This is a genomic window from Bradyrhizobium sp. HKCCYLS1011, from assembly GCF_051167795.1.
Classification (GTDB): Bacteria; Pseudomonadota; Alphaproteobacteria; order Rhizobiales; family Xanthobacteraceae; genus Bradyrhizobium.
This window is the reverse complement of the sequence record NZ_JBNPTT010000002.1, coordinates 87,496-107,746: the sequence shown is the minus strand read 5'-3', so window position 1 is coordinate 107,746 and position 20,251 is coordinate 87,496. Positions and strand designations below refer to the sequence as shown.

The following is a 20,251-nucleotide window of genomic DNA, read 5'->3' as shown; positions in this document are numbered from 1 at the left end:
CAAATATCGGCGTCATGCCCCGCGAAGGCGGGGCATCCAGTACGCCGCAGCACATCGATTCATCGCAAGCGCCTCTGGAATACTGGGTCACCCGCCTTCGCGGGTGACGACAGCAAGTAACCCGGGTGATGAGAGCGAGAAGAATGACTTGATTATGCCCCGCCTCCTCTCCCTGTTCTTCGCCGCCCTCGGCCTCATGCTATTCGGCCACGGCGCATATATCCACGCCAAGGCATCGCTTGCGCAAATCCTGTTGGAGCGGGCCTTCGCCGAGACCATCGCCACGGGAAAGGTGGTCAAACCGTGGTCCTGGGCGGACACCTACCCGGTGGCGCGGATCGAGGTGAAGCGCATCCACGCCAGCGCGATCGCGCTTGCAGGTTCGAGCGGCCAGGCGCTGGCCTTCGGTCCGGGGCACGTCGAACTGAGCGCGGAGCCCGGCGAGCGGGGCGTGGCGCTCTATGCCGCGCACCGCGACACCCATTTTCGTTTCCTGCGCGAGGTGAAAATTGGCGACGAGATTTCGGTGACGCGTCGCGACGGCCAGATTTTTCGCTACCGGGCGGATGCGACGGAGATCGTTCGATTCGATGCTGGCGGCATCGACGCTGCGAGCAACGACTACGAACTGATCCTGTCGACCTGCTGGCCGTTCGACTCGGTCACATCAGGACCGGAGCGCTATTTGCTGCATGCGACCATGATCGCCTCGGGCTCGTGACCGGCGGGGAGCGGCCACCGCCTGGAAGGAACACCGATATTCGCATTTGTCATCCCGCGGTCGGCGTGAGATGCTGGCTCCGCGCGCGCCGTATCAGGGTGACAAAAGTCCAAGCTCATGCATTCCCAGGCTCAATATCTACCGATCACGCCCGGACTATTTGCGGTCCTGGTGCTGATATTCGTCGTTCTCATCATCCTGATCCAGCTACGCATCCTGCGCTATGCCTATATGAAGCTTGGCGTCAGCTCGGGCACGGCGATGCTGTTGTTGTTCGGCTCGCTGGTCGGCAGCTATTTCAACATCCCGATCACCGTTCTTCCGGCCCAGGAGGTGCGGTCCGGCGAGATCATCGATTTCTTCGGGATGCAATATGTGGTGCCGCTGGTGCATCAGTGGCCGGGCACGGTGCTCGCCGTCAACGTCGGCGGCGCGGTGATCCCGACCATCATGTCGACTTACCTCGTGCTGCGCTATCAGCTCTGGCTGCGCGCGGCCATCGCCGTGGTTGCGATCGCCATCATCATCCATGCGATGGCAACGCCGGTGCGCGGCGTCGGCATTGCCGTGCCAGTGTTCGCCCCGGTGGTCGTCACTGCGATCCTCGCCTTCCTGCTGTCGCGCGAATATGCCGCGCCGCTTGCCTATATTGGCGGCTCGATGGGAACGCTGATCGGCGCCGACCTGATGAATCTCGACAAGATCGGCAGCCTCGGCGCGCCGGTGGCCTCGATCGGCGGCGCCGGAACCTTCGACGGCGTTTTCCTGACCGGCATCCTGGCGGTGCTGCTCGCCGGCATTGCGGCGCCGTCGCGACCGGGGCTCGCACGATGAAGCGTGATCGCGGCGACCTTTCCACCATCGCGGTTGGACGCTAAAATCGCCGCGATGTCATTCGGCAGTGACTGGCCGGCGATCCCAGGCTCACCATGCGCGCAACCAATCTTGTCATCGGCACCCTGACGCTTGCGGCCGTCGCCGCCGGCATCGGCGGCACGCTGATCACGCAGAAGCTGCGCGTCGCCCAGCAACGCAGTCCGCTGCGCGTGGTGTTCGACGGCGGCTCGGCGGCCGGCTTGCGCAAGGGCGGGCCGGTCAATTTCGACGGCGTTCTGGCCGGCCAGATCCTGTCGGTGACCTTGGAGAGCCCGCGCAAGATCGTGGCGCTGGTGACGCTCGACAAGAGCGCGCCGATCCGCAAGGACACCACCGCCGGCATCGAATTCCAGGGACTGACCGGGATCGCAGCCATCTCGCTGGTCGGCGGTGCGCCGACCGCACCGCCCGTGCCGCTGGACAAGGACGGCGTCCCGGTTCTGACCGCCGACCTGAAGGATCAGGAGACGATGGTCGAGACGGTGCACAATGTCGACAAGTTCATCGTCAGCAACGCGCCGATCGTGAAGGATGCACTACAGACATTCGAGTCCGAGACCGCCTCACTGAAGGACAAGAGCGACGCGATCGACGCTGCCATCGACCAGGCGGAGGACGCTTTCAAGGGGTTCGACAAGGTCGTGACCAGGATCGATGAGGCAATCCCAGGCTTCGGCCACGGGGATGCGCACGATCTGCTCGACAGGCTGAGGTCGCTCCGCGAGTTCGCCCAGGACTTTCGGCAAAAGTCAGCAAAGGTGATCGAGGAGAGCCGGAAGACCCTGCTCGACGTCAGCGACGGCGCCAATGCGATGAGCGCGAAATTGGGCGGCCCGGCCGCGGCGCCGGCGCCCGCATCAGCGCCACGGCGAGTGCCGGCGGCGAGGTAGCAGGCACAATCGCCCTCCTCATTCCGACGTCGTCCCGGGCAAGCCTGGCAACGCGCAGCGTTGTCGGGCGCCGACCCGGGACCCATACTCCCAGCTCACCATGTGGCGGCACGCCGGAGCTACAGCTCGCCCCACAATACCCGATTGTGGTTATGGGTCCCCGCCTTCGCGGGGACGACAGCGGAGTTTGTCGCGCTGTCTGCAGGCCTCATCAACACCGCTGGTCTGAGATAAACGTCGTACCTCAATGGCTGATCATCCACGGCCTTGCGGTCGGAAATCCCTTGGCGCCGCTCTTCGACTTCGCCATCAGCCGCGGTGGCTTCTTCGGCGAGCAGCAGCCGCAGCCTGGGCCATGCTTGGCCTTGTATTCGGCGACCGTCTGCGGCGCGTGCCGGCTGCGCTCATTGGTCGCAAATGCCGCGCGACGGTCTGCCGGCATGCAGGCGAAATTCGGCGCGGTGAGGATCACGCGCGGCGCCATGTCAGCACATTGCGGACAAGCCTGGGGATCATCGCATTCCGACATCGGACGCATGTCGGTGAACGGACCGCAGGCGTCGCAGAGATACTCATAGACCGGCATCGTGATTGTCCCACGTTGTTCGTGTTCAGCTCAGAAGGTGACCGCGAGCGGATGCGGGGCGACGAAACAATGCCGTCCCGCATCCCAGTCGCCAGGGAGGAGAACTTACTTGTCCGGCGAGATCGGCATCTGGATGTCGCCGGTGATGTGCTTCACCGGACCAGCCGCCGACGGCATCACGTCGAAGTCGAAGATCTCGGTCGGCAACCATAGCGTGGCGCAGGCATTGGGCACGTCAACGACGCCCGAGATGTGCCCCTGCACCGGCGCGGTGCCGAGGATCGAATAGGCCTGCGCGCCGGAATAGCCGAACTTCTTGAGGTATTCGATCGCGTTCAGGCAGGCCTGGCGATAGGCGATGTGCACATCGAGATAATGCTGCTTGCCGGCTTCGTCGACGGAGATGCCCTCGAAGATCAGGTAGTCCTTGTAGTTCGGCGTGATCGGCGACGGCTTGAAGATCGGGTTCTTGATGCCGTATTTCGACACGCCGTCCTTGATGACATCGACTTTCAGATGCAGCCAGCCCGCCATCTCGATCGCGCCGCAGAAGGTGATCTCGCCGTCGCCCTGGCTGAAGTGCAGATCACCCATCGAGAGGCCGCCGCCGGGCACATAGACCGGGAAGTAGATCTTCGAGCCGCGCGACAGGTCCTTGATGTCGCAATTACCGCCATGCTCGCGCGGCGGCACGGTACGGGCGCCTTCGGCACCGACTTTCGCCTTGGCATCACCCTTGGCCTGTCCGGCGTGAGCCGTCGCCGCAAACGGCGGATTGGCGAGACCGGGCACACGCGTCGGATTGGTCGCGATCAACGCCGTCTCGCGCTCGTTCCAGGTCGCCAGCAGCTTCGGATCGGGCAGACAGCCAATCAGGCCGGGATGGATCAGGCCGGCGAAATTCACGCCGGGCACATGGCGCGAGGAGGTGTAGAGACCCTTGATGTCCCAAATCGACTTCTGCGCCAGCGGGAAGTGATCGGTCAGGAAGCCGCCGCCATTCTGCTTGGAGAAGAAGCCGTTGAAGCCCCACAGGCTCTCCTTCAGCGGGCCGACGTCGAGCAGGTCGACCACCAGGAGGTCGCCGGGCTCGGCGCCCTTGACCCCGATCGGCCCTGACAGGAAGTGCACGATCGAGAGATCGATGTCGCGCACGTCATCGGCAGAGTCGTTGTTCTTGATGAAGCCGCCGGTCCAGTCATAGGTCTCGATGATGAAATCGTCGCCAGGCTTGACCCAGGCCACCATCGGAATGTCCGGGTGCCAGCGGTTGTGCACCATGTCGTTCTCATAGGCCGATTTGGTGAGATCGACCTTGATCAGTGTCTCTGGCATCAATTGCTCCCCTTTGTTACTCGCCTTGACTGCTTGCGTGGACGGAGTGGTTAGACGGACAGATATTTCGAGACCTGTGCGGCATCGACCGAGTCACGCGGATCGTCGCGCACGATCTCGCCGTTCTCGATCACCAGCACGCGGTCGGCGATGTCGAGCGCGAAGCTCAGGACCTGCTCGGAGACGACGATCGACAGCCCCTTCTGATCGCGGATGCGCTTCAGGGTGCGCGCCATCTCCTTGATGATCGACGGCTGGATGCCTTCCGTCGGCTCGTCGAGCAGCAGCACTTTGGGTTTGGTCGCAAGCGCACGCGCGATCGCGAGCTGCTGCTGCTGTCCGCCGGAGAGATTGCCGCCGCGCCGATCCTTCATCTCCAGGAGCACCGGGAACAGCTCATAGATGTCGCCGGGCACTTCTGATTCACCGGAGACGACGAGACCAGTTTCGATGTTCTCCTTCACCGTCATGGTGGAGAAGATCATGCGGCCCTGCGGCACGTAAGCGAGGCCCTTGGCCACGCGCTCATAGCTCTTCAGGCCCGACAGTTCGGTGCCGCTCATATCGATCGAGCCGCTTTTCGCCGGCAGGATGCCCATCAGCGACTTCATCAGCGTGGTCTTGCCCATGCCGTTGCGGCCCATGATCGCGACGATCTCGTTCGGCGCGACCTTGACGTTGAGTCCATGCAGCACTTCGCTCTGGCCGTAGGCGACATGGAGATCGGAGATAGCGAGCATCACTGGGCTCCTTCGAAAGTGATGAGCAGGAATGACGCTGCTGCGGCATAGGCGCTGGTACTCCCTCCCCCCTTGCGGGGGATGGTTGGGGAGGGGGGTGCTCCACGCGACACCGCCGCTGTGGACCCCCACCCCCTACCCCTCCCCGCAAGGGGGAGGGGAGCACACCACGCCTGCCGCACGAGCGAATTCTTGAACATGCCCACCTCAATGCCCCAGATAGACTTCGATCACCTTCGGGTCGGTCTTGACCTTCTCCATGGTGCCCTCGGAGAGGATCTGACCCTGATGCAGCACGGTCACCTTGTGGGCGATGTCCTCGACGAACTTCATGTCGTGCTCGATCACCAGCACCGAGCGATCCTTGATGATACGGTTGAGCAGCTCGGCGGTCTTGGCGCGCTCGCTGACGCTCATGCCGGCGACCGGCTCGTCGAGCATCAGCAGATCCGGGTTCTGGATCAGCAGCATGCCGATCTCGAGCCATTGCTTCTGGCCATGGCTGAGTTCATCGGCATAGGTGTTGAGGCGATCCTTGAGGAAGATCATCTCGGCTACCTCCTCGACGCGCTCCTTGACCGCCGCGTCGCGCTGGAAGGTCAGCGAGCCGAACACGGTGCGGCCGCGCGGGTAGGAGATCTCAAGGTTCTCGAACACGGTGAGGTCTTCGAACACCGACGGCGTCTGGAATTTCCGCCCCACGCCGGCCTGGACGATCTCGTTCTCCTTGAGTCTCGTCAGCTCCTTGCCACGGAATTGAATCGAGCCCGAGGTCGCTTTGGTCTTGCCGCAGATCAGATCGAGCACGGTGGTCTTGCCGGCGCCGTTCGGACCGATGATGACGCGAATCTCGTTCTCCTCGACATAGAATGAGAGGTCGTTGACCGCCTTGAAGCCGTCGAAGGAGACGGTGAGCGCCTCGACCGCGAGCAGGAAGTCCTTGGGCTGGTGACCGATGAGCATTCGTCTCTCCTCACTCTGCGGGGGCGCCGTTGGCCACCAGGCCATTGCCGGCTTTCGGGCCGCGTGACGCCAACAGGCGGTCGATCCGGGGCTGAACGTAGTCGCCCCAGATGCCCGCGAGGCCGTTGGGGAAGGCCAGCACGACGGCGATGAACAGCGCGCCCAGACCGAACAGCCAGAGCTGCGGGAACGTCTCGGAGAGGCTTGTCTTGGCGAAGTTCACCAGGATAGTGCCGTAGATGGCGCCGAAGATCGATATGCGGCCGCCGACCGCGGTGTAGATCACCATTTCGATCGAAGGCACGATGCCGACGAAGGACGGCGACATGAAGCCGACCTCAAGCGTGAACATCGCGCCGCCGATCGCGGCGAACACCGCTGCGGCGCAGAACGCGAAGATCTTGAAGTTGGCCACGCTGTAACCGGAGAAGCGGACACGGTCCTCCTGCTCGCGCATCGCGACCAGGATGCGCCCGAGCTTGGTCAGGCGGATGAACTGCGCAATGATGACGCAGCCGAACAGCAGCGCGACCTCGACGAAGTACAGGATGTATTTGGCGTGATCGGTGCGGATGTCCCAGCCGAGCAGCGTGCGCAGATCGGTGATGCCGTTGACGCCGCCGGTGTAGCCTTGCTGGCCGATGATCAGGATGCCCAGGATCGCCGCGATCGCCTGGGTGATGATGGCAAAATAGACGCCGCCGACGCGGCGCTTGAACATCGCAGCGCCGACGATCAAGGCGAAGATGCCGGGCACCAGGATGATCGCGGCGAGCGTGAACGGGAAGCTGTGAAATGGTTTCCAGAAGAACGGCAGTGCGGTGAGCTGATTCCAGTCCATGAAGTCAGGGATGCCCGGGGTCGACTGGATCTTGGTATTCTCGACGCTCGACGCCTCGAGCTTCAGGAACATCGCCATGCAGTAGCCGCCGAGACCGAAGAACACGCCCTGCCCGAGACTCAGGATGCCGCCATAGCCCCAGCACATCACGAGCCCGATCGCGACGAACGCGTAAGTGAGATATTTGGCGACCAGGTTGAGGCGGAACACATCCAGCGCCAGTGGCAGGATGATCACGAGCAGGAGCAGCAGCGAGACGAAGCCGATCAGTTCGGAGCGGTTGAAAAAGCGCGAGTTGATGATCATGACGGTGCTTTCTTGTTATGGGCAGAACCCTGCATCGCCTATTTGCGGACCTTGAGGGCGAACAGGCCCTGCGGGCGCAGCATCAGGATCCCGACGATCGCAAGCAGCGTGATCACCTTGGCCATCGAGCCCGACATGAAGAACTCGAGCGTCGAGTCCGTCTGCGAGATCGTGAAGGCGGAGGCGATGGTGCCGAGCAGGCTGGCGGCGCCGCCGAACACCACGACGAGGAAGGTATCGACGATATAGAGCTGGCCGGCAGTCGGGCCGGTCGAGCCGATCATGGTGAAGGCCGAGCCCGCGATGCCGGCGATGCCGCAGCCGAGACCAAAGGTGTAGCGGTCGACCTTCTCGGTGTTGATGCCGACCGCGCCGGCCATCACCCGGTTCTGCACGACCGCGCGGACCTGCTTGCCCCAGCGCGACCAGAACAGCACATAGGCCACGACGATCGTGATCAGGATGGTCAGCCCCATTACGAACATGCCGTTGATCGGGATCTGGATCGAGTCCGTCGCCTGCCAGGAGCCCATCATCCATTCCGGCAGTTCGACGCCGACCTCGCGCGCACCGAACACCGAGCGATAGGTCTGCTGCAGGATCAGGCTGAGGCCCCAGGTCGCGAGCAGCGTATCCAGCGGCCGCTTGTAGAGATGGCGGATCAGCGCCCACTCGACCAGCATGCCGAGCGCGCCGGATGCGATGAAAGCCAGCGTCATCGCGACGAAAAAATAGCCGGGAAACAGCGCGGGCAGGAACTGCTGGAACGCGTTCGACGTCATCCAGGTGACGTAGGCGCCCAGGATCATGAACTCGCCATGCGCCATGTTGATGACGCCCATCTGGCCGAAGATGATGGCAAGGCCCAGCGCCATCAGCACATAGACCGAAAACAGGATGAGCCCCGCAAAGCCCTGCATGGCGAAGATCGCTGCGAGGTCGCCGAGTGAGTAGTCACCAAACATGATCCGTCCTCTCGGGCGAAGCGCCCGTGCTTGCCTGTGCTGGAAGGTCCCTTGGCTCGTGCAGCTGGCTGTCTCCGCGGCCGCAGTCGTTCCCTCCCCCCTTGTGGGGGAGGGTTAGGGAGGGGGGGGCACCCAGCAAAGGCCGTTCGTGGGATCTAGCCCTCCCCCACAAGGGGGAGGGAGCACACCTTCACTGGCGCGACAGCGTCGCCATCGAAGGCTGCGACAAGCAGCGCAGAGCAGTGCCCGCTGGCTGATCAGCGCCTTACTGATAGCCCTTCGGGAACGGATCAGGCTCGACCAGATCGGCGGTCTCGTAGATCAGCTCATACTGGCCGTCCGCCTTGGCCCGGCCGACGCGGGTCTTCGACCACAGATGGTGGTTCTCGTGGATACGGACATAACCTTCCGGCGCGCCCTTGAACTCGACGCCGGGCGAGGCCGCCGCGATCTTGTCAATGTCGAAGCTGCCGGCCTTTTCGACGGTCAGCTTCCACAGCCAGGGGCCGAGATAGGCGGCCTGGGTCACGTCGCCGATCACGGTCTTCTCGCCCCACATCTTCTTGAACGCGGCAACGAAGGCCTTGTTGTTCGGATTGTCGAGCGACTGGAAGTACTTCATGCAGGCATAGGCGCCGGCGATGTTCTCGCCGCCGATGCCATCGATCTCGTCCTCGGTGACGGAGATCGTAAGCAGCGTCTGCTTCGACATGTCGATGCCGGCGGCCTTGAGCTGCTTGTAGAAGGCGACGTTCGAGCCGCCGACGATAATCGCGTAGATCACGTCAGGCTTGGTCAGCTTGATCTTGTTGATGACCGAGTTGAACTGGGTGTGCCCCAGCGGGAAGTATTCTTCGCCGACCACCTTGCAGCCCTGCAGGTGGTTCTCGATGTGCTTGCGCGCGATCTTGTTGGAGGTGCGCGGCCAGATGTAGTCGGAGCCGAGCAGATAGAAGCTCTTCGCGCCCTTGGTCTTATTGACCCAGTCGAGCCCGGCGATGATCTGCTGGGTCGCCTCCTGGCCGGTATAGATGACGTTCTTGGACTGCTCGAGGCCTTCGTAGAAGGTCGGATAGTAGAGCATGCCGTTATACTGTTCGAACACCGGCAGCACCGCCTTGCGCGAGGCCGATGTCCAGCAGCCCATCACGGCCGCGCATTTGTCGTTCACCAGCAGCTTCTTGGCCTTCTCGGCGAAGGTCGGCCAGTCGCTGGCGCCGTCTTCCTGGATGAACTTGATCTTGCGGCCGAGCACGCCGCCCTGGGCGTTGATCTGCTCGATGGCGAGCTTCTCGGCTTCAACCGAGCCGGTTTCGGAGATCGCCATGGTGCCGGTCACCGAGTGCAGGATGCCGACGGTCACTTCGCTATCGGTGACTGCGAGCCCGGTCGTATTCACCGCGGAGGTTGCAGGAACGTCGGCCAATGATGGCCGCGGCAGCATGGTGAGGGCCGGGATCGCGGCCATTCCCATCAGCAACTGGCGCCTCAGCGGCGATTTCAGGCCTCTTTCGATATCGTCTGACATGACCACCCCATTTTTCGGATCGATGACGCTTGGGTCAGACGAAGGATGGCGCGGTTTGTGCACTGCACGGATACGCAAGATTGCGTATACTGCACCGCAAAAGCGCGACGTAGGCTTCAGACGGCGGTTGCGGGGGCGGGACGAACTCGGTGAAGACCGCTTCGGGTCAGGAGTTGGGGAGTGGCAGGGCGGCAGCGGATAGACCGCGTCAGGCGACAGTATAACCAGTGGGTCGCCAACCAGACGCTGGAGGACTACGCGCTCCGCTTTACGGCCAAGAGCGCGCGACGCTGGTCCGCCGCACGTGTGGCCAACACCGCGCTCGGTGCGATCTCCTTCCTGGCGCTGGAGGCGATCGGCGGCACGATCACGCTGAACTACGGCGTCACCAACGCGACCGCCGCGATCCTGGTCGTCAGTCTGATCATCTTCGGGTGCGGCCTGCCGATTGCCTATCATGCTGCGAAATGCGGCATCGACATCGACCTGCTGACGCGCGGCGCCGGCTTCGGCTATATCGGCTCGACCATCACCTCGCTGATCTACGCCAGCTTCACCTTCATCTTCTTCGCACTCGAGGCGGTGATCCTGGCCTCGGCGCTCGAAATGTGCTTCGGCATTCCGCGGCCGATCGGCTATCTCATCAGCGCCATCGTCATCATTCCACTAGTGACTCACGGCATCACGCTGATCAGCCGCTTCCAGCTCTGGACGCAGCCGCTCTGGATCGTGCTGCACGTCGTGCCCTTCGCCGCGATTGCCTATGCCAATCCGCGCGCGTTCACGACCTGGACGAAGTTTGCCGGCCTCCACGGTGATCCATCCGGTCAGCTCGATCTGCTGCTGTTCGGCACCGCCGCTTCCGTCGTGTTCTCCCTGGTGGCGCAGATCGGCGAACAGGTCGACTTCCTGCGTTTCCTGCCGCGCGATCGGCGGACCTCGAAAAAGGCCTGGTGGATCGCGCTGCTCGGCGCCGGCCCCGGTTGGATCGTGCTCGGCGCGCTGAAGCTGCTTGCCGGCTCATTTCTGGCCTATTTCGCGTTGGTCCATGGCGTGCCGACCGAGCACGCGGCCGAGCCTGCCAGCATGTACCTGGAGGCATTCCGTTATGTGCTGTCCCGGCCGGAGCTCGCGCTGGCCTTGACCGGCACCTTCGTGATCCTGTCGCAGCTCAAGATCAACGTCACCAACGCCTATGCCGGCTCGATCGCCTGGTCGAACTTCTTCTCGCGCCTGACCCACAGTCATCCCGGCCGCGTGGTGTGGCTGGTGTTCAATGTCGTCGTCGCACTGCTCCTGATGGAGATTGGTGTCTACAAGGCGCTGGAGCAGACGCTCGCGCTCTACTCCAACGTCGCGATCGCCTGGATGGGTGCGCTGGTCGCCGATCTCGTCGTCAACCGACCACTCGGCCTGCGCCCGCAACACATGGAGTTCAAGCGCGCGCATCTCTACGACGTCAACCCGGTCGGCGTCGGCGCCATGACCATCGCGACCATCGTGTCGATCAGCGCCTTCTACGGCCTGTTCGGGCCGACGGCGAAGGCACTCTCCGCCTTCGTGGCGCTGGCGACGGCTTTCATTGTGGCACCCGCGATCGCCTATGCGACCGATGGCAAATATTACATCGCCCGCAAACCGAAGCGGAGCTGGCAGAACATCGAGCAGATCCAGTGCTGCATCTGTGAGCATCACTTCGAGCCGGAGGACACCACCTCCTGCCCGGCCTATGCCGGCCCGATCTGCTCGCTTTGCTGCTCACTGGATGCGCGCTGCCACGACCTTTGCAAGCCGCATGCGCGGGTGCAGGCCCAGGTCGCGGCCGCGCTGGGCGGCATGCTGCCGCAACAAATCCTGGCCAGGATCAATTCGCAGCTCGGCCATTATCTCGGCGTGTTCGTGACCTCGGCCGGCCTGGTCGCACTCACGCTCGGCATGATCTATCTGGAGACCACGACAGCGCAACCTGCGGACAGGCTCGTCGTCTCCGACGTCTTGTGGAAGGTGTTCTTCGCGCTCTCCATCATCATCGGCGTCGTTGCGTGGCTGTTCGTGCTGGCGCAGCAGAGTCGCCGGGCTGCCGAGGCCGAGACGCGGCGACAGACCCAGCTCCTGATCGCGGAGATCGAGGCGCATAAGCGCACCGATGCTGAATTGCAGCGCGCCAAGGAGGTGGCGGAATCTGCCAACCTGGCCAAGAGCCGCTACGTCGTCGGGCTGAGCCATGAGCTGCGTTCGCCGCTCAATGCGATTTCGGGCTATGCCCAGCTGCTCGAACAGGATTCCAGTCTGTCATCCAAGCCGCGCGATCAGGTGCGCGTGGTCCGGCGCAGCGCCGATCATCTCTCCGGGCTGATCGACGGCATCCTCGACATCTCCAAGATCGAGGCTGGGCGGCTTTACCTGTCGCGTGACGAGGTGCGCCTGAGCGAATTCCTTGACCAGCTGGTCGGCATGTTCCGGCTGCAGGCCTCCGCCAAAGGCGTCGATTTCGTGTTCAAGCGGCCGACCGTATTGCCGCTCGTGGTCTATGCCGACGAGAAGCGGCTGCGCCAAATCCTGATCAACCTGCTCTCCAACGCGATCAAGTTCACGCAAACTGGCAGCGTCCAATTCGTGGTGCATTATCGCAGCCCCGTCGCCGAATTCGAGGTGATCGACACGGGCCCGGGCATCCGGCCCGACGACCTCGAGCGCATCTTCGCACCGTTCGAGCGCGGCGCGCTCGGCGCCTCGCAGCCCCACACCGGCACCGGCCTCGGACTCACCATCAGCCGATTGCTGGCCGGCGTCATGGGCGGCGACATCAAGGTGACCAGCCAGGTCGGCACCGGCAGCACCTTCCGGGTCAAGATCCTGCTCTCGGAGGTCATCAATCCGACGCGGCACGCACCGGTGAAGGCGCCCGTCGCCGGTTATCAAGGGCCGCGCAAGACCATCCTGGTCACCGACGATGATCCCGTCCATCGCGATCTGCTGCGCGAGGTGCTGACGCCGCTCGGTTTCATCTTGTTGAGTGCACCGGACGGCCCGTCATGCCTTGCGCTCGCACAGCACTGCCAGCCCGATCTCTTCATCCTCGATATCTCGATGCCCGGCATGGATGGCTGGACCGTCGCCGAGACCCTGCGCAAGGGCGGTCATCACCAGGCCCGTATCCTGATGACCTCGGCGAGCGCGCTGGAAGCGCATGGCCGGCCGCTGGCCCAGCCGTTCCACGACAGCTATCTGATGAAGCCGATCGACATCCCGCGGCTGTTGGAAACGATTCGGCAGCTGCTCAAGCTGGAATGGACCTACGAAGCCGACTTGATTGCCGTTCCATATTGGCGTCCGGAGACCGGTTCGCGGCCGCCACTCAAATACCTCGAAGAGCTGATCAATCTCGGTCGGATCGGCTATATCCGCGCCATCCAGCTCAAGCTCGATGAAATCGGCACCGAACACCCTGAGCACGCCGACTTCGTGATGCAAATGCGCGCGCTGATCGATCGTTTTGATCTCGATCAGTACATGGCAACCCTGAAGACCCTGCACGCATATGAACACTGACAGAAAACGCGACGTCGCGCTGGTGGTCGACGACTCGCCGGAGACGCTGCGGCTCTTGACCGACGCGCTCGACGGCATCGGCATGACCGTGATGGTCGCGCTCGACGGCGCCGCGGCGATGCGCATCGTCGACCAGATCACGCCCGACATCATCCTGCTCGACGCCGTCATGCCCGGCATGGATGGCTTCGAGGCCTGCCGAAGGCTCAAGCGCGACGCCGGCTTGAGCAACGTGCCGGTCATCTTCATGACGGGATTAGCCGACACCGAGCACATCGTGCAGGGCCTTGAGGCCGGCGGGGTCGATTATGTCACCAAGCCGATCGTGGTCGAGGAGATGCTGGCACGCATCCGCGTGCATCTGGCGAACGCGCGCATGACCCAGAGCGCACGCGCCGCGCTCGACGTATCCGGGCGTTTCCTGCTCGCGGTCGACCGCGACGGCCAGCTGATGTGGGCGACACCCCAGGCGCAGAAGCTCCTGACGGACAGCTTCGGCGCCACCGATGCGCTGGTGCTGCCGGAGGCGCTGCGCCATTGGCTCGATCAGGCGCAAATGGGCAAGGGCGGAGGAAAGCCGGCGGCCTCGATTCCAGAACGGCCCGAGCTCAAGCTCCACTATATGGGCAACGCCGGAGCGAATGAGTTTCTGCTCCGCCTCTCCAAGGAATCCACCAACACGTTCCCTGCGGAGTTCTCCAGCGCGTTCGGGCTCACTACGCGCGAAGGCGAGGTGCTGTCCTGGCTCTCCAAGGGCAAGACCAATCGCGACATCGCGCAGATCCTGGGCCTAAGCCCGCGCACGGTCGACAAGCATCTGGAGCAGATCTACGCCAAGCTCGGCGTCGAGAATCGTACCGCGGCCGCGGCGATCGCGACCGGCGCGACCCGGCGAGAGACGTGACTTCGCGATTGCCCTGATTGGGGTGCGACAAACAGTGGTGTCGTCGTTCAATGTCGCCGCCGCACGGCTTAACCGTTTGTTAGATATGACGACATCAACATTCGATAGGCCGATGCACCGGTAAGACATCGTCCAGCAGGTTCGGACGAAGCTTCGGTAGGAAAAACGCACCGACCACCCATTCATTGCATCCTCCGGGCCCTAAAACGCAGCCCCAACGTAGTCCCATGACAGCGGCTTCAACTGCAGCATCCCGTCAGCAGCGCGATGTCCGATTGTTCCTGATTCTTCTGATTGCGCTCTGCGGTTACAACGGCCTGTATCTCGTCCGTTGGTGGCTGGCATCGCCGCAGCCGGCCTTCGGCGACTTTTTCGGCTTCTGGTCGTTCGGCAAGTTCGCGGCAAGCTCCGGCACTGCCATCTACGATCCTTTTGCGCTGGCGGACTATCAGCACAGTCTCGACCCGGCGCTGGATGGCGGCTTCCCTTATCCATACCCGCCGACCTTTCTGCTGGTCCTCATCCCCCTGGGAATGATGACGCTGCCGTTCGCCTATCTCTGCTGGGTTCTGGGCACCTTTGCGCTTTATGTCCTGGCAACGTTGGGACGGAGCTGGCGGTCGATCTTCGGCCTCGCCCTGCTCGCGGCGCCGACGACGCTGATCGTCGCCATTTCGGGACAGAACGGCTTCCTGTCGGCGGCGCTGCTGATCGGAGGATTGCGCCAGCTGACAAGCAGCCCGATCCTCGGTGGCGCCTTGCTGGGCCTGTTGACCTACAAGCCGCAATTCGTGCTGCTGCTGCCGGTCGTTCTGATCGCGTCGCGGAATCTTGCGGCCATCCTGTCTGCCGTTGCGACGGCACTGCTCATTCTCGTCTTAACGAGCGCGACGTTGGACTGGTCGATCTGGCAGCAGTGGATCGCGCGCTTTCCGAGCTATCAGTCACTGCTGCGTGACAATCAGGCCAGCCTTGACCATCTGATGCCGACCATGGTTGCAGGGATGCATGCAATCGGGGCGCCGGTCATTATCGGCTATACGGTCCAGCTGCTGTTTTCCTGCGTCGTCATTGCGCTGACGTGGCGCGCCTGCCGGCAGGGCATGACCGACAGGGCCATCGCGATGGCCGCCATCGGCAGCGTCATCGCGACACCCTACGCGATGATCTACGACATGCCGATGGTTACCGCGGCAATCGCGATCCGCTGGAAGGCGCGTGCCGACGCCGGCGAGCCGACCCCGGCTCTGGAGGTCGCACTTGTGATCGCCTTGTTCGCCTGCGCTCTCGTCATGATCGGACACTCCGTGCCCTTCGCCGCCGCGACCATGGCGTTCCTTCTGTTCCTGCGCATCGCTCGCTCGCCTAGCGATGCACTCAGCGCCGATCACCGCCCGTTGCCTGCACTGAACGTTGCGCCGCCTGCTGCAAGGTGATTGCTCTCGGTGCAATCTTTCGCATGACGTCGGGCGGCGATCCACGCTACGGCTTGGCAGTCGCCCCCTAATCGAGATGATCATGCCACTGCCCTCCTCCCTGCTCACCTTCGCTTTTGTCTCGCTCGGCATGGTGCTGACACCAGGGCCGAACATGATCTACCTGGTCTCGCGCTCGATCACGCAGGGACGCGCAGCCGGGCTGGTCTCGCTCGGCGGCGTGGCACTCGGCTTCGTGGTCTACATGCTGTCAGCGGCGTTCGGCATCACCGCGCTGCTATCAGCAGTGCCCTTCGCCTATGACGCGCTGAGGTTGGCGGGTGCGGCCTATCTGTTCTATCTGGCCTGGCAGGCGGTGAAGCCCGGCGGACGCTCGCCGTTCCAGGTGCGCAAGCTTGCCGCCGACAGCCCGCACAAGCTGTTCATCATGGGCTTCGTCACCAACCTGCTGAACCCGAAGATCGCGATGCTGTATCTGGCGCTGTTGCCGCAGTTCATCGATCCCGCGGCCGGCAGCGTGCTGACGCAATCGCTCGTGCTGGGTGCAATCCAGATCGCGATCAGCATCAGCATCAACGCTGCCATCGCGATGGCGGCAGGCACGATCGCGCTGTTCCTCGCAACGCGACCGAGCTGGGCGCTGGTGCAGCGCTATCTGATGGGCCCGGTGCTCGCCGGGCTTGCGATGCGCATGGCGTTCGAGGCGAGAAGGGGATAGTTGACCAACATCTCACGCCGCATTCAGTGTGCCCTCTCCCACAAGGGGAGAGGGTGCACCGACCTTGCGGCGTGCACCCCGACTGAATTTGCGCGAGATCTGCGCACGACCTTGACCTGAGTGAAAGAGTTCACAGTGCTCGCCGCACCCAATCCAGCTTCGCCTCCATGCCGCGCTTGACCGCTGGCCGTGCCATCAACGCCTCGTACCAGCGCTTGACGTTGGGAAAATCGGCGAGATCTACCTTATGGCGTGGGTGACGCCAGGCCCAACCGAGGATAGCGAAATCGGCCACCGAGAGCTCGCCCGCGACGAATTCGTGAGCGGCGAGCCGGCGATCCAGCACCCCATACAGCCTGCGCGTCTCGGCCATGTAGCGCTTGAGCCCGTAAGCGCGGTCCTGCTCGTTTTCGAGCGCGATGAAATGGTGCACCTGGCCCGGTATCGGGCCGAAGCCGCCCATCTGCCACATCAGCCATTCGTAGACCGGGATCCGCCCGGCCAGCGGTTTCGGTAGGAATTTGCCGGTCTTCTCGCCGAGATAAAGCAGGATCGCGCCGGATTCGAAGATCGACACCGGCTTGCCCTCGGGGCCATCGGGATCGACGATCGCCGGGATCTTGTTGTTCGGGCTGATGGCCAGGAACGCCGGCGCCATCTGCTCGCCCTTGGTAATGTCGACCGGGATGACTTTGTAAGCCAGCTCCATTTCCTCCAGGGCGACGGAGATCTTGCGGCCGTTCGGCGTGTTCCAGGTGTAAAGCTCGATGGTCATCCGCGCCTCTTCAGCTCTTGTTCAGGCAAGGTCTGTAGCATCGGTAAGATCGCGCGGCAAAACGGCTGATTTGTTCGCTATTGCCGGTGGCGGAACGCCCTGCGTGCACCGCCTCGCCGCTGTTGACGGCCCGCTTGTCCGCTGGCATGTGCGTCACGCCGCCGATAAATTGCGAATGTTTGAACCCTAACAATCGGGATCAGAGACCGTGTCCAAATCCGCCTCGCGTGCCCGCCTCCTCGAGATCATTCGCAGGCGCTCGTTCGGCCGTGGCGAAGTCACGCTGGCCTCGGGCCGCAAGAGCGATTTCTATTTCAACCTGAAGCCGACCATGATGGACCCGGAGGGCGCCACCCTGCTCGCCGAGCTCACCTATGAAGCGCTGAAGGACGAGCATTACGACTACATCGGCGGGCTCGAGATGGGCGCGGTGCCGCTGGCCGGCGCGATCGCGCAGATCTCCTGGATCAAGGGCCATCCGATCGCGGCCTTCTTCGTCCGCAAGAAGCCGAAGGAACATGGCGCCCGGCTTGCGATCGAAGGACTCGCCAAGGACGAGACCTTGGCGGGCAAGCGCATCGTCGTGGTCGAGGACGTCACCACCACCGGCGGCTCGGCGATGAAGGCGGTCGAGACCCTGCGCGAGACCGGCGCCGACGTGGCGCTCGTGTTCACGATGGTTGATCGCGAGGAAGGCGCGGCCGAGGCTTTTGCGCAGGCCGGCCTGCCGTTCCAGGCGCTCTATAAAGCCAGCGAATTCTTGTGAGCCGGCCGCAAAGCATACCGCTCATTTACCATCCGCCATTAGGGTTACCGCAAAGCTGACGGGCTGCCACAAGGATGGCTTGTTTGTGGCGGCATGATCTTGGGGCAAACGCATCCGCGTTTGGGATGGTCCTTGTTGCGGATGGGAGTGAGCGTTGCGTAACGGGTTCTCGTCTTTGCAGGTCTCGCCGCGGCGCCTGATCCTGACGGTCGCGATGGCGCTGGCCGCAGCGGTCGCCGCGACGCCGAATCGGGCCGCGGCTGAGAACTTCTTCGATTTCCTGTTCGGCGGCTTCACCAAGCCGCAGCGGCAGCAGGAGGGCTTCTTTGCCGATCCGTTCGGCACCAATCCGCAAGCCCCGCCGCAACCGCGCGCAGTCGTCTCCGGCGGCTCGGGACCGGCGTTCTGCGTGCGAAGCTGCGACGGCCGCTATTTTCCGCTGATGCGCGGGCTCGCCTCGCCGGCTCAGATGTGTCAGGCCTTCTGTCCGGCCAGCGCGACCAAGGTCTATTTCGGCTCCAGCATCGATTATGCGACCGCCGCAACCGGCGAGCGCTATGCCGACAGCGAGAATGCATTCGCCTATCGCAAGGCCCTGCGCGCGGACTGCACCTGCAACGGCCGTGATCCCGCGGGCCTGGCTCCGGTCGACCTTGCGCTCGACAATTCGTTGCGCCCCGGCGACGTGGTGGCCACCACCGATGGGCTGGTCGCCTATACCGGCCCGCGCGGCGGCGGCACCGCCCAGACCTCCGAGTTCACGCCGGTCGCGTCCTATCCGGGCCTGACCAACGAGGTGCGCGCCCGTTTGACCGAGATGAAGGTGGCGCCCGTGCGCGCCGACATGGTCGCGACCGACGCCATCCCGGCCGACGTCACCGCGAGCGTGCCCAGTGCGGCGCCGCCGATGAGCATCGCGCCAAAGCCGGCGGCAGGCCGTGACAAGCGCGCTGAGATGAATTGATTCCGAAGCGCTATTCCGCGGCAGGGCCGCGCAATACGCGAGAATGGCGCATTCACTTCGAGGTCGCGGGTCCGGTGCTTCGCGCCATCCCGGAACGACTTGCAGACATCACCGCCCGACGATCACGCCGATCACGTTCGGTGCGTTGAGATATTTTTCCTCGATCGCCGCCCGCGCCGCGGCGCGGTTCTCCGGCGTCAACAGACCGCGCTTCTCGGCCAGGATCAACCAGCAGAAGCCCCACCAGTCCGTCAGCATGCCCTCGTCGTCCACGAGGTCATAGCCCTGCTCGGCCGCAAAGATGCGCGCACGTGCCTCGTCCAGACCGTCGAGGAAAGTGTGATCGGTGTCCGAGAACAGGTCGTCGGACAGGTCATCGGTCGTATAGCCCCAGATTGACAGGCAGACCGCATTGAACTCGCGGTCGATCTGGTCGTCGTCGATCGGCCGCCGCCGCGCCGCCTGGTGCAGCCGCGATAGCGTGCGGGCGAAATCGGCAATGCGGGTGAGAGCCAAGGGATCGAAGGCGGTACCGGACATGGTGTCCTCGCTGGAAACGCTGATGCCTTTGTGGAGCGGCGCCGATGGCACCGAATGGGAGCCTATATCAGCGCTTGCTAAATTGTTCTTAATTTGTTCTTGTCGATTTGGGAAGCTTGAAATCCGTGTCTTCCCGACGAAAGCCCGGTCCAGGCTCGCCGCTCCGCTCACAAATCGTTGAGATCGAGCCCCCGCTGCGCCACATAGGCGGTCCGCAACCCCGGCTTGAAGCCGCAGCTCTGGTAAAAGCGGTGCACCCCCGGGTCGGCTCGGCCACTCTGCAGCAGCACGTGATGACACTCCTGCCGCCAGGCTTCCTGCAACGCGGCGAGGACGACGGCACGTCCATGTCCTCGCCCGCGATGGTCGGGATGCGTGACGACATTTTCGAGAAAACCATGCTGGCGCCCCGCTCGCAGCAGATTGGGCGCGGTGATCGGCATGCAGGTTGCGACCACTGTTGCGTCGACCTCCGAGACGAAAACCGTCAGGCCTTCCCGCGACAGCATTTGCGCCCAAACTCGCGCCGCCCGCTCGCGTGGGGCCGCGACCGCGCTGACTTCGGAAGTCTCGAAAAGCGCAATTAGCCCATCCAAATCACCCGCCTGCGCCAATCTTGCTTCAGGCATTAAATCCGCCCTTCGCAATCATCTGATTCCAGCGCGCCCCCCGAGCAAAATCGCTTGGTGCATCGCAACTGTCCGCGCTTTGAAGAGTCCATTCTGCATGCTCAATTGATCGGGAACCCGGCCTGAACTTTGCATAAATTATCATCATTCCTGGGGGCCCGGCCCCCTCCGGGTTTCGAAGGCCGCCCATCCGGCGTATGCTTTTCATAGGACTGA

The 20,251-nt window shown here is 63.3% G+C and carries 19 protein-coding genes; 9 read left to right on the top strand and 10 right to left on the bottom strand.

Annotated elements, in window-relative coordinates; all coding sequences use genetic code 11:
• Window positions 1-154 precede the first annotated feature (154 nt).
• The 3 genes from ACQR1W_RS05105 (at window position 155) to ACQR1W_RS05095 (ending at window position 2,487) form a co-directional block, all read left to right on the top strand.
• Window positions 155-721 (top strand): class GN sortase, encoded by a 567-nt coding sequence (locus tag ACQR1W_RS05105; protein WP_434849794.1) that lies wholly within the window; start codon window positions 155-157, stop codon window positions 719-721.
• Window positions 722-838: 117 nt separating this feature from the next.
• A complete protein-coding gene (locus tag ACQR1W_RS05100) occupies window positions 839-1,555 on the top strand; it encodes a DUF1614 domain-containing protein (RefSeq protein ID WP_008971812.1) in 717 nt (238 codons plus the stop codon).
• A 95-nt stretch (window positions 1,556-1,650) separates the two neighbouring features.
• Window positions 1,651-2,487: an MlaD family protein gene (locus tag ACQR1W_RS05095; RefSeq protein WP_434849793.1), complete on the top strand. Its 837-nt coding sequence runs from the start codon at window positions 1,651-1,653 to the stop codon at window positions 2,485-2,487.
• Window positions 2,488-2,731: 244 nt separating this feature from the next.
• On the opposite strand, the gene ACQR1W_RS05090 is transcribed toward ACQR1W_RS05095, so the two are convergent.
• The 7 genes from ACQR1W_RS05090 to urtA all read right to left on the bottom strand — a co-directional run bounded on the left by ACQR1W_RS05090 (window position 2,732) and on the right by urtA (window position 9,751).
• Window positions 2,732-3,073, bottom strand: a complete 342-nt coding sequence (locus ACQR1W_RS05090; RefSeq protein WP_434849792.1) for an FmdB family zinc ribbon protein — start codon at window positions 3,071-3,073, stop codon at window positions 2,732-2,734.
• A gap of 105 nt (window positions 3,074-3,178) precedes the next feature.
• Window positions 3,179-4,408 carry a formamidase gene (gene fmdA / locus ACQR1W_RS05085; protein ID WP_035982632.1) on the bottom strand — a complete coding sequence of 410 codons (1,230 nt, stop codon included), beginning with the start codon at window positions 4,406-4,408 and terminating at the stop codon, window positions 3,179-3,181.
• 50 nt (window positions 4,409-4,458) lie between these two features.
• Window positions 4,459-5,148 (bottom strand): urea ABC transporter ATP-binding subunit UrtE, encoded by a 690-nt coding sequence (gene urtE / locus ACQR1W_RS05080; protein ID WP_434849791.1) that lies wholly within the window; start codon window positions 5,146-5,148, stop codon window positions 4,459-4,461.
• Between the two features lie 207 nt (window positions 5,149-5,355).
• Window positions 5,356-6,111 (bottom strand): urea ABC transporter ATP-binding protein UrtD, encoded by a 756-nt coding sequence (gene urtD / locus ACQR1W_RS05075; protein ID WP_008971817.1) that lies wholly within the window; start codon window positions 6,109-6,111, stop codon window positions 5,356-5,358.
• Between the two features lie 10 nt (window positions 6,112-6,121).
• Window positions 6,122-7,258 carry an urea ABC transporter permease subunit UrtC gene (gene urtC / locus ACQR1W_RS05070; protein WP_434849790.1) on the bottom strand — a complete coding sequence of 379 codons (1,137 nt, stop codon included), beginning with the start codon at window positions 7,256-7,258 and terminating at the stop codon, window positions 6,122-6,124.
• A gap of 38 nt (window positions 7,259-7,296) precedes the next feature.
• The gene (gene urtB / locus ACQR1W_RS05065; RefSeq protein ID WP_434849789.1) at window positions 7,297-8,223 is read right to left on the bottom strand and encodes an urea ABC transporter permease subunit UrtB; all 927 of its coding nucleotides are present in this window, start codon (window positions 8,221-8,223) and stop codon (window positions 7,297-7,299) included.
• Window positions 8,224-8,488: 265 nt separating this feature from the next.
• Entirely contained in the window at window positions 8,489-9,751 is a 1,263-nt protein-coding gene (gene urtA, locus ACQR1W_RS05060; RefSeq protein ID WP_008966729.1) for an urea ABC transporter substrate-binding protein, read from the bottom strand.
• A gap of 180 nt (window positions 9,752-9,931) precedes the next feature.
• Between urtA and ACQR1W_RS05055 the strand changes: the two genes are divergently transcribed.
• The 4 genes from ACQR1W_RS05055 to ACQR1W_RS05040 all read left to right on the top strand — a co-directional run bounded on the left by ACQR1W_RS05055 (window position 9,932) and on the right by ACQR1W_RS05040 (window position 16,361).
• Entirely contained in the window at window positions 9,932-13,303 is a 3,372-nt protein-coding gene (locus ACQR1W_RS05055; protein ID WP_434849788.1) for a hybrid sensor histidine kinase/response regulator, read from the top strand.
• Entirely contained in the window at window positions 13,293-14,207 is a 915-nt protein-coding gene (locus ACQR1W_RS05050; RefSeq protein WP_434849787.1) for a response regulator, read from the top strand. Before ACQR1W_RS05055 ends, ACQR1W_RS05050 begins: the two co-directional genes overlap by 11 nt.
• 227 nt (window positions 14,208-14,434) lie before the next feature.
• Complete coding sequence (locus ACQR1W_RS05045; protein ID WP_434849786.1) at window positions 14,435-15,643, top strand: glycosyltransferase family 87 protein; 1,209 nt, start codon at window positions 14,435-14,437, stop codon at window positions 15,641-15,643.
• An 82-nt stretch (window positions 15,644-15,725) separates the two neighbouring features.
• Window positions 15,726-16,361, top strand: coding sequence for a LysE family translocator (locus tag ACQR1W_RS05040; RefSeq protein WP_434849785.1), 636 nt, complete (start codon window positions 15,726-15,728; stop codon window positions 16,359-16,361).
• Between the two features lie 130 nt (window positions 16,362-16,491).
• Here the strand turns inward: ACQR1W_RS05040 and ACQR1W_RS05035 are convergent, their stop codons facing one another.
• Window positions 16,492-17,136 (bottom strand): glutathione S-transferase family protein, encoded by a 645-nt coding sequence (locus tag ACQR1W_RS05035; protein WP_434849784.1) that lies wholly within the window; start codon window positions 17,134-17,136, stop codon window positions 16,492-16,494.
• 208 nt (window positions 17,137-17,344) lie between these two features.
• Here ACQR1W_RS05035 and pyrE point away from each other — a divergent pair, with 208 nt between their 5' ends.
• Window positions 17,345-17,902 (top strand): orotate phosphoribosyltransferase, encoded by a 558-nt coding sequence (pyrE, locus tag ACQR1W_RS05030; protein WP_008966736.1) that lies wholly within the window; start codon window positions 17,345-17,347, stop codon window positions 17,900-17,902.
• Between the two features lie 214 nt (window positions 17,903-18,116).
• Complete coding sequence (locus tag ACQR1W_RS05025) at window positions 18,117-18,866, top strand: DUF2865 domain-containing protein (protein ID WP_434850426.1); 750 nt, start codon at window positions 18,117-18,119, stop codon at window positions 18,864-18,866.
• A gap of 108 nt (window positions 18,867-18,974) precedes the next feature.
• Here the strand turns inward: ACQR1W_RS05025 and ACQR1W_RS05020 are convergent, their stop codons facing one another.
• Together ACQR1W_RS05020 and ACQR1W_RS05015 are read right to left on the bottom strand one after the other, a co-directional pair.
• Window positions 18,975-19,406, bottom strand: coding sequence for a hypothetical protein (locus ACQR1W_RS05020; protein WP_008966738.1), 432 nt, complete (start codon window positions 19,404-19,406; stop codon window positions 18,975-18,977).
• Window positions 19,407-19,573: 167 nt separating this feature from the next.
• Entirely contained in the window at window positions 19,574-20,020 is a 447-nt protein-coding gene (locus ACQR1W_RS05015; RefSeq protein WP_434849783.1) for a GNAT family N-acetyltransferase, read from the bottom strand.
• Between the last annotated feature and the right edge of the window lie 231 nt (window positions 20,021-20,251).

Excerpts from the sequence above, each read along its gene's own strand:
- ACQR1W_RS05105 (WP_434849794.1), top strand. The coding sequence starts at position 155 with ATGCCCCGCCTCCTCTCCCTGTTCTTCGCCGCCCTCGGCCTCATGCTA.
- ACQR1W_RS05100 (WP_008971812.1), top strand. The coding sequence starts at position 839 with ATGCATTCCCAGGCTCAATATCTACCGATCACGCCCGGACTATTTGCG.
- ACQR1W_RS05095 (WP_434849793.1), top strand. The coding sequence starts at position 1,651 with ATGCGCGCAACCAATCTTGTCATCGGCACCCTGACGCTTGCGGCCGTC.
- ACQR1W_RS05090 (WP_434849792.1), bottom strand. The coding sequence starts at position 3,073 with ATGCCGGTCTATGAGTATCTCTGCGACGCCTGCGGTCCGTTCACCGAC.
- fmdA (WP_035982632.1), bottom strand. The coding sequence starts at position 4,408 with ATGCCAGAGACACTGATCAAGGTCGATCTCACCAAATCGGCCTATGAG.
- urtE (WP_434849791.1), bottom strand. The coding sequence starts at position 5,148 with ATGCTCGCTATCTCCGATCTCCATGTCGCCTACGGCCAGAGCGAAGTG.
- urtD (WP_008971817.1), bottom strand. The coding sequence starts at position 6,111 with ATGCTCATCGGTCACCAGCCCAAGGACTTCCTGCTCGCGGTCGAGGCG.
- urtC (WP_434849790.1), bottom strand. The coding sequence starts at position 7,258 with ATGATCATCAACTCGCGCTTTTTCAACCGCTCCGAACTGATCGGCTTC.
- urtB (WP_434849789.1), bottom strand. The coding sequence starts at position 8,223 with ATGTTTGGTGACTACTCACTCGGCGACCTCGCAGCGATCTTCGCCATG.
- urtA (WP_008966729.1), bottom strand. The coding sequence starts at position 9,751 with ATGTCAGACGATATCGAAAGAGGCCTGAAATCGCCGCTGAGGCGCCAG.
- ACQR1W_RS05050 (WP_434849787.1), top strand. The coding sequence starts at position 13,293 with ATGAACACTGACAGAAAACGCGACGTCGCGCTGGTGGTCGACGACTCG.
- ACQR1W_RS05045 (WP_434849786.1), top strand. The coding sequence starts at position 14,435 with ATGACAGCGGCTTCAACTGCAGCATCCCGTCAGCAGCGCGATGTCCGA.
- ACQR1W_RS05040 (WP_434849785.1), top strand. The coding sequence starts at position 15,726 with ATGCCACTGCCCTCCTCCCTGCTCACCTTCGCTTTTGTCTCGCTCGGC.
- ACQR1W_RS05035 (WP_434849784.1), bottom strand. The coding sequence starts at position 17,136 with ATGACCATCGAGCTTTACACCTGGAACACGCCGAACGGCCGCAAGATC.
- ACQR1W_RS05025 (WP_434850426.1), top strand. The coding sequence starts at position 18,117 with ATGGCGCTGGCCGCAGCGGTCGCCGCGACGCCGAATCGGGCCGCGGCT.
- ACQR1W_RS05020 (WP_008966738.1), bottom strand. The coding sequence starts at position 19,406 with ATGTCCGGTACCGCCTTCGATCCCTTGGCTCTCACCCGCATTGCCGAT.